Genomic DNA, 8552 nt, shown 5'->3' with positions numbered 1-8552 from the left:
TCACCTGAATTCCTCATGCCTCCATTATCCAAGAGGCTCCTGTCCTGAGGGGGGGGTGACATTCTCTCGGTCCCGCTAAGGGATGACATTATCACAGTCCGGCGACAGGCTTTTCCTTCGGCCTTGACAGCCCATAGGACTTTTGTTAGAGTGAATTTTGGAGTGATCTCAGTTTGGGCCCGGAGGCGGCCCCGTTGTGGAAAGGAGGATCTTCATGCGTTATGCCGTGACGTGATTCGCAGCCGGCGATGCACGGGGTGCATTGTGCCGCTGCGCGGGGTACGCATGGAGGGATCCGGCCTCTCTTTAGGCAAGTCTCGCGGTCGCTCCCGTTCAGGTTTCGGCTCCTTGCGAGTACGAGGCCTGTGGCGAGGACGTCTTCACCGCGATGGTTTTTCCCCTTCCAGGCTGTTCTTTCCCTGCCCCGTTTCGCCCTGCGTTGGCAGGACACATTTTTTCGTTTGCCCCATTGCATAGAGGCGGACGCCGAAAGCCCGGCGGTCGCCGCCGTATGCCGTGCATCCCTGATGGCCCGTACGCCTCCTTCCGCGCAGGCGGCGGGAGGGGGATGCCTATCTCCGTGCGGGTGTACCCCATGCGACGAATCGATTTCATGAAATGACACGAGTGGAGGGCGTATCCCTCCGCGACTGGGAGAGTGAAGTTGGGTGAAGAACGACTGGAACCCGGAGGACGCATCGGGCGGGACGGTCCTGGATAACCTGACCCGGGACCGTCTGGAGGAGCTGGAGAGCGCCCCCAGGACGCCGATGCGCCTTTTTTGCGATTACCTGATCTGTTTTCTGCCCGTCCTGGCCGGCTGCCTGGCCCTGGCGGAGTACCTGTGGGTCCCCAACCTCAAGGGGAATCGAAGCACCCCGACCTACGCGTATTTTCTGGCCGTCCTCATCGTGGCGAGCCTGGCCTTCTTTGCCGCGGCCTTCCGGTCCCGGCGCGTCTTCTATCGTCTCCGCTACAAGGCGCCCTTCTACGCCTTCGTCTTCCTCCTCCTCGCGGGGTACGACATCCTGACCCTCAAACGCGGGACCCTGATGCTGCCCTACTTCCCGTGGGCGGACGAGATCCTCAACGCCGCCTGGCAGGACAGGGCCTACCTCCTGAACTGTACGTTCAACTCCCTCTTCCTGCTCTTCAGCGGCTACTTCGTCGGGGCCGGGCTGGGCCTGGTCACCGGGGTGGCCTGCGGGTACAACCGCGGGGTCGACTACTGGGTGGCGCCGTTCATGAAACTGCTGGGCGCGATCCCCTCCCCGACGTGGATACCCGTCGTGATGGTCGTCGCCTCCTCGCTCTTCGCCGGAAGCGTGTTCATCATCGCGCTCGGCGTGTGGTACTCCCTGACCATCGCCACCATGACGGGCGTCCGCAACATCGACCGCTCCTTCTACGAGGCGGCCAGGACGCTCGGCGCCAAGCCAAGGCACCTGGTCTTCAACGTGGCGCTGCCCTTCGCCCTTCCCAACATCCTCCAGGGGCTCACGCAGGGCATGAGCTCCGCCTGTATGGCCCTGATCGTGGCCGAGATGGTCGGGGTGGAGTCCGGCCTCGGCTGGTACGTCTCCTGGCAGAAGAGCTGGGCGCAGTACGGCAAGATGTACGCCGCCATCATCGTCCTCTGCATCGTGTTCGTGTTCGTCAACTGGGGCCTGAATCGGATCAAACGATGGGTTCTGCGCTGGCAGGAAGGGGTGGTGCAGTGATGGCCGCCGACAGGAACGTCCTCGAACTGCATAAGGTGTACAAGGGGTTTGCGCGCATCGGCACGGACGACGTGACCCACGCGCTGGAGGACATCAACCTCACGGTGACGGACGGGGAGTTCGTGTCCGTCGTGGGGCCGTCCGGGTGCGGGAAGTCCACGATCCTGCGCCTCGTCGCCGGGCTGATCGTCCCCACGAGCGGGACGCTGACCCTGAACGGAGACCCCATCACGGGCCCGGATCCGGAGCGGGGCATGGTCTTTCAGAAGCCGACCCTCTTCCCCTGGCTCACCGTGGAGCAGAACCTGAACTTCAGCCCGCGGATGATGAAGCGGAAGGACGCCCTGAAGGAGGAGGCGGAGCGCCTGCTGGAGCTGGCGGGGCTGACGGAGTTCCGCAACGACTTTCCCCATCAGCTCTCGGGCGGCATGGCCCAGAGGCTGGCCCTGATCCGCACGATGATCAACCACCCCAGGGTCTTCCTGCTGGACGAGCCGCTGGGCGCCCTCGATGCCTTCACCCGCATGAACATGCAGGACGAGCTGCTGAACCTCTGGCAGCGTTCGGGTCACATGATGCTGATGGTGACGCACGACATCGACGAGGCCCTGTACCTGGGGACCCGGGTCGTGGTGATGGCGCCCCGGCCCGGGCGCATCCGCGTGGACATGAAGAACGACATGCCCTACCCGCGAAACCGGACGAGCTCCGCCTTCCTGAAGTTCCGGAAGGACGTCCTGGAGATGCTCGACTTCGGGCATGCGGAGGGGGCGTGATAAGCGGATGGCCGGAAGGAATAACGGCCCGTGTGCGCCTGGGAGAATGGGGAAGCAGCCTGGATTCCAAAAAGAAGTATTTCGGGAGGGGAGTAAGGAACGATGAGCAGAAAGTGGTTTGCGCTGTTGTGCGGCGCTTTGTTTCTGGCGTCCGCCGGCACGGCCCTCGCCATGACGCCGGAGGAGGAGGACGCGGCCTGGAAGAAGGAGCCCGCCTACGGAAGGACCATCCGCATCGGGTACAACGGCGGGCTGTGCACGGGGACTTTGGGCATCACGCAGGTGAAGGGGTTCTACGAGGCCGAGGGGCTGAAGACGGAGATTGTGCGTTATCAGGGGGACACCGTCACGCTTGGAAACGCCCTGGGAACGCACAAGATCGACGTGGCGGGCGGACACATCGCCACCCTCCTGGTCCCCGCGGCCAACGGCGTGCAGATGAAGTTCACCACCGGGATGCACACCGGGTGCAAGTCCCTGTGCGTGCTGAACGACAGCCCGTATAAGACGACCCAAGACCTTGTGGGCAAGACCGTCGCGGTGCCCAGCGGCATCGGTGGCTCGGACCAGAACATCACCATGCGCTTCCTGCTCCGCGACGGCATCGACCCCGTGAACGGCGTCAAGTACAAGGTCACCGATCAGGGGGCCGCGGTCCTGGCCATGCAGAGCGGCGAGATCGAGGCAGGGCTCTTCAGCGATCAGTTCATCCAGAAGTTCCTGAAGGACGGGACGCTTCGTGTCGTCCGCTCGATTACGACGGACGACGACTTCAAGAACGAGACCTGCTGCATCTACGCGGTCGCGAAGGACCTCTGCGAGAACAGCCCCATTACGGTGAAGAAGATGACCCGTGCCCACGAGGCGGCCCGCAGGTGGATCATGGCGAACCGCGAGGACGCCATCAGGCTGATGCTCGAGAACAAGTGGGCATCCGGGGAGTTCGACGATGTTCTGGAGTACTACAACACGCTGGACTACTCCGTGACGGACCAGGTTACGGAGGAGACCCTCATCAAGGTCATTGACGACTACAAGACCTGCGGCATCCTGAACAGGGACTTCGACACCCAGGAGGTCATGGGCAGGGTTTGGGATCGGGTCCTCAGGGACGAACAGCAGTAATGGGATTTTCGGGGCGTCGCCCCGAAGATATTGCGAAAAAATCAGGGAGGAACTTAAATATGGTAAGCAAAAAGTTTTTGAGCGTTCTGTCGGTCTTTGCGCTGGTTCTGACCTCCGCTGCGTCGGCCTTGGCCATGACGCCGGAGGAGGAGGAGGCGGCTTGGAAGAAGGAGCCCGCCTACGGAAAGACCATCCGCATCGGGTATAACGGCGGCCTGTGCCTGGGGACCTTCGGCATCGCGCAGATGAAGGGCTTTTACGAGGCCGAGGGGCTCAAGACCGAGATCACCCGCTATCAGGGCGGCAGCAGCGCCCAGGGCGACGCTATCGGAACGGGGAAGATCGACGTGACGGGCGACCATATCGCCACGCTGCTGATCCCTGCGGTCAACGGGGTGCGCATGAAGTTCACCTCGGGCATCCACACCGGGTGCAAGTCCCTGTGCGTGCTGAACGACGGACCCATCAAGAGCACGAAGGACCTGGTCGGCAAGACCATCTCGGTTCCGGACGGCATCGGCGCCTCCGACCAGAACATCACCATGCGCCTGCTGAGCCGCGACGGCATCGACCCGGTCAAGGACGTCAAGTACAAGGTGGTCGATTCCGGGGCCTCCGTGCTGGCGCTCAAGAGCGGGGAGATCCAGGCCGCGCTGCTGAGCGACCAGTTCATCCAACAGTTCCTGGACGACGGGACGCTGCGCGTCGTGCGGACCATCACGCACGACCCCGATTTCAAGGACGAGTGCTGCTGCATCCACGCCGTCAACCTGGATTTCTACGAGAGCAACCCCATCACGGTGAAGAAGCTGACCCGCGCCCACGAGAAGGCCAAGGAGTGGATCCTGGCCAACCGCGAGGAGGCCGTCAAAGTCCTCCAGGAGAACAACTGGGCCTCCGGAGAACGGGATCTCGTCCAGAAGATCTTCAACACCTTCAATTACGCCATGAGCGACGCGGCGACCGAGGATACCCTGGTCAAGGTCATCGACGACTACAAGAGCTACGGCCTGCTGGACAAGTCCGCCCCCACGAAGGAGATCCTGGACAAGGTCTGGGACCCTGTGCTCCAGGGGAAGTAGCCCGGAGCTCGGGTCCAAGGCGTATCGAGGAGAAACCGTCATGAAAAAAGGAAACGTGTTCGCTGCCGTCATCGTTGTACTTGGTGTCCTCATCGCGGTCCTGCCCTACTGGGGGCCCGCCGCGGTCTGTCCCCTCCCGGAGGGCGGACGCTGGATGAAGTGCCATTGGATGGGGATGGCCGAGCTGGGGGTTGGGGCCCTCGTCGCCCTGCTGGGCGTTCTCATGTTTTTGCAGAAGGACAGGGGCGTCCGCAAGGGGCTCGCCCAGGCCCTGGCCGGCATCTCCGTGCTCGCTGCGGCCCTGCCGGGCGGACTGATCGGGGGCTGCAAGAACCTGCAGATGCCGTGCCAGACCATCTCCATCCCCGTCCTGTACGTGCTGTCCGCCGGGCTGCTGCTGTCGTCGCTTCTGGCCCTGCGCGCCGCTTGCGGAAAGGAATAAGCGAAGATCATGGCAGACAGGGCCATGGGGGAAGGCGCACGGGAATCGAGGCCTCTCACCCGCTTTCGCCTCGCCCATCTCAACGTCGCCCACAGCGCCTCGCGGACGAAGAGCCTGGTGTTTCTCGTCGCCCTGCTCTCGTTCGCCCTCTTCACGGGGGGGTATCTGAGCCTGTCGATGGGGCGGGGGATGTCCAGCCTGGCGGACCGTCTTGGCGCCGATGTCCTCGTGCTCCCCTCCGGGACCGAGGGGGAGGTCCGGGGAACGATCCTCAAGGGGAATCCCAGCAAGTTCTACATGCCCTCTTCCATTCTGGGCGACGTGACGGCGACTCCGGGGGTCGCCGCCGCGTCGCCGCAGCTCTTCCTCGCGACGCTCTCGGCCGGGTGCTGCAACTTTGCCATCCAGCTCATCGGCTTCGACCCGGAGACGGACTTCAACATACGGCCCTGGGTGGCCCGACAGATCCAGGGCAGCCTGGAATCCTGCGATATCGTCGTGGGCGCCAACATCGTGGCCCGGGAGGGGGAGACGCTGCTCTTCTTCGGGGAGACTTTTCGGGTGGCCGCGCGCCTCGAACGGACGGGGATGGGGTTCGACAACTCCGCCTTCGTCACGGTGGAGACGGCTCGGCGCCTGATGCAGAACGAGAGGTTTCGGCTGAATTACCCCGAGGTCAACGACCCGACGACGATATCGAGCGTCATGGTGCGCGTCGATGAAAAGTCCGACGCGGCGGAAGTCGCTCAGGAGCTGCGCCGTCGCCTCAAGGGCAGCGGCGTGACGGCCATGAGCTCCGTGGACGTTGTCCGGGGGGTGGCCGAGAAATTCAAGTCGATGCGCGTCTACGCTCTGCTGCTCTCGATCATTCTCTGGGGCGTCTCCTTCTTCGTGCTGAAGCTGGTCTTCACGGTACTGATGAACGAGCGCAAGAGCGAGTTCGCGCTTCTGCGGGTCATGGGCGCTCCGCGGGGCTACCTCGGTGGCCTGGTCCTGTCCGAGGCGTTCCTTGTCAGCCTCTTCGGCGCCGCCCTGGGGACGGCATCGGGCGCTTTTTTGTGCATCGTGTTCGACCGGGTGCTGAGCGTCTCCCTGGACATGCCGTTCCTCAACCCCTCTCCGATGCAGTTCTTTTTGCTCGCACTCGGGAGTCTTCTGCTGGCGCTGCTCACGGGGCCGGCGGCCGGGTGGGGCTTCGCGCGGCGCCTGAGCCGGGAGGAGACGCTGACGCTCCTGCGGGCAAACCGATAGGATGGGATCGACGATGACATCATCAAAAAAACTGTTGGAGGCAAGGGGGCTGACGAAGCGCTTCCCCCGCGGGACGGGGGACTTCTGCGCCGTCGATCGCGTCGACTTTGCCCTCTGCGAGGGGGACTTCGGGCACATCGTGGGACGGTCGGGCAGCGGGAAGTCGACCCTCGTGAACCTGCTGTCCGGCCTCCTGACGCCTTTTTCGGGGGAGACCTTTTTCGACGGCGCCCCGCTTCCTTACGGGGACGACGCCGCGATGGCGCGCCTGCGGAACGAACGGATCGGCTACGTTCCGCAGGACTCCCGCCTCCTTCCGCACCTCTCCGTGTGGGACAACGTCCGCCTTCCCCTTTACCTGGATGGGGGGGGCCCGGATGGAGGCGCGCCGAAGCAGGACAAGGCCGATGGGGAGCGGCGTGCCCGGGAGCTGCTGGACCGGATGGGGATTGCCGCGCTGGGCGGCGCGTTTCCGCGGGAGCTCTCCGGCGGGGAGGCCCGCCGCGCGATGCTGGCGCGGGCGCTTCTGAAGGGGCCGAGGCTCCTCATCGCGGACGAGCCCACCGCGGACCTGGATGTCCTCACCTCCCACGAGGTCATGGAGGAGATCCGGCGCGTCCACTCCGAGGGGACGACCGTCCTCATGATCACGCACGAACTGGAGCTCCTGAGCTACGGGACAAAAATCTGGACGATGGAGGACGGCCGTCTTGCGGAGGGCCAAAACCTCGTCGTCCCCAAGGGGCGACCGTGATCGAAATCCGGGGCGTCAGGAAATCGTTCGGCCCGATGGAAGTGCTCAAGGGGATCGACCTGGATATCGGCAGGGGCGAGGTCGTCTCCGTCATAGGCCCCTCGGGGACGGGGAAGTCCACCTTTCTGAGATGTCTGAACTACCTCGAGGAGCCCGAGGCGGGGACGATCGCTTTCGAGGACGGCAGGGTCTTCGACTTCTCCCGGTTCGGGAAGGGGCTCGTGCGCGAGCTGCGTTCCCACAGCTCTATGGTCTTCCAGAACTTTTCCCTGTTCGCCAACCTGACGGCGGGGGAGAACGTCGCGCTGCACCTTCGGAGGGTAAAGAAGTGGAGGGGCGACAGGGTGGAGGAGCGGGTCGCGGAGCTTCTGGGGATGATGGGACTGGAGGACAAGCGGGACAGCTACCCGAATCAGTTGTCGGGAGGACAGCAGCAGCGCGTCGCGATAGCCCGTGCGATGGCGATAGAACCGGAGATCATGCTGTTCGACGAGCCGACGTCGTCCCTGGACCCGGAGCTCGTCAAGTACGTCCTCGGGGTCATCCGACGCCTTGCGAACTGTAGGCAGACCATGATCGTCGTAACGCACGAGATGAAGTTCGCCCAGGAAGTGTCGGATAGGGTCGTCTTCATGGATGGAGGGAGGATCCTGGAGGAGGGCAGCCCCGATGAGATATTTGAGCGGCCGAGACATGGGAGGGTCAGGGAATTTCTGGACCTGGTGCGGAAAGATTGAAGCGGAAGTATAAAGGTTGAAGCGGAAATATCGAAAGGGGAAGTTTTGAGATGAGAGGTCTGAGAGCGATGAGAAAGATTGCACTGTGTCTGTCCGTTGCGGTCGTCCTTCTGGCGTCGTGCGCCTATGGGGCCGCGCCCGAAAAAAAGGTTCTGAGGGTCGGCATGGACGGTTCGACGTCGGGCTTTACGGTCCTGAACGACAAGGGGGAGCTGGAGGGCTTCGAGGTGGACGTCTGGAAGGAGATCGCCAAGCGCAACGACTGCGAGGTCGAGTTTGAGCAGATGCCCTTCTCGAGCCTGCTGGGGATGGTCTCGGATGGACGCGTGGATACGGTGGCCAATACCCTGGCCCCGACCGAGAAGCGGAAGGAGGTCTATAATTTCAGCGAACCGTACCTCTACGACGAACAGAACCTGATGTCGGCGCCTTCAATCCAGGCCAAGACCTTCAAGGACCTCGACGGTCTGCGTATAGGAATGGTCCCCGGCTCCGTCGACGAGGAATTCATCGACGGCATCGAGAAGGAGTACCGCCTCTCTAAGGTTGCTAAGGTGTCAGCCTTTATGTACGGGCAGGACAGTATCAATATCATCTACCAAGATGCCCTAAAGAAGCATGAGCGTATCAAGGAGGGAAGCTACTCTGTACTTATAGCTAATCC

General features: G+C 63.1%; 9 protein-coding genes. All 9 read left to right on the top strand.

Translation table 11 applies throughout. The annotated features are described in order from the left end of the window. The first annotated feature begins 668 nt into the window (after positions 1-668). Positions 669-1721, top strand: a complete 1053-nt coding sequence (locus tag Q0176_RS00360) for an ABC transporter permease subunit (RefSeq protein ID WP_299297902.1) — start codon at positions 669-671, stop codon at positions 1719-1721. Further along, on the top strand, positions 1721-2497 hold the full coding sequence (locus tag Q0176_RS00355; protein WP_299297900.1) for an ABC transporter ATP-binding protein: 777 nt from the start codon (positions 1721-1723) through the stop codon (positions 2495-2497). Before Q0176_RS00360 ends, Q0176_RS00355 begins: the two co-directional genes overlap by 1 nt. Before the next feature lie 102 nt (positions 2498-2599). Further along, entirely contained in the window at positions 2600-3622 is a 1023-nt protein-coding gene (locus Q0176_RS00350; protein WP_299297898.1) for an ABC transporter substrate-binding protein, read from the top strand. Positions 3623-3681: 59 nt separating this feature from the next. Further along, the gene (locus Q0176_RS00345) at positions 3682-4704 is read left to right on the top strand and encodes an ABC transporter substrate-binding protein (RefSeq protein WP_299297896.1); all 1023 of its coding nucleotides are present in this window, start codon (positions 3682-3684) and stop codon (positions 4702-4704) included. 40 nt (positions 4705-4744) lie between these two features. After that, positions 4745-5146 (top strand): DUF4418 family protein, encoded by a 402-nt coding sequence (locus Q0176_RS00340; RefSeq protein ID WP_299297894.1) that lies wholly within the window; start codon positions 4745-4747, stop codon positions 5144-5146. 9 nt (positions 5147-5155) lie between these two features. After that, entirely contained in the window at positions 5156-6397 is a 1242-nt protein-coding gene (locus Q0176_RS00335) for an FtsX-like permease family protein (RefSeq protein ID WP_299297892.1), read from the top strand. 13 nt (positions 6398-6410) lie between these two features. Further along, positions 6411-7151 carry an ABC transporter ATP-binding protein gene (locus tag Q0176_RS00330; protein WP_299297890.1) on the top strand — a complete coding sequence of 247 codons (741 nt, stop codon included), beginning with the start codon at positions 6411-6413 and terminating at the stop codon, positions 7149-7151. Positions 7152-7186: 35 nt separating this feature from the next. Beyond that, positions 7187-7888 (top strand): amino acid ABC transporter ATP-binding protein, encoded by a 702-nt coding sequence (locus Q0176_RS00325; RefSeq protein ID WP_299297888.1) that lies wholly within the window; start codon positions 7187-7189, stop codon positions 7886-7888. Between the two features lie 68 nt (positions 7889-7956). Continuing rightward, positions 7957-8552: transporter substrate-binding domain-containing protein (locus Q0176_RS00320; RefSeq protein WP_299297886.1), on the top strand; the 596-nt coding region annotated here is incomplete at its 3' end.

The organism is uncultured Fretibacterium sp., assembly GCF_938040765.1.
Classification (GTDB): Bacteria; Synergistota; Synergistia; order Synergistales; family Aminobacteriaceae; genus CAJPSE01.
The sequence above is the reverse complement of the archived record's forward strand: the minus strand, read 5'-3'. Positions and strand labels throughout refer to the sequence as shown.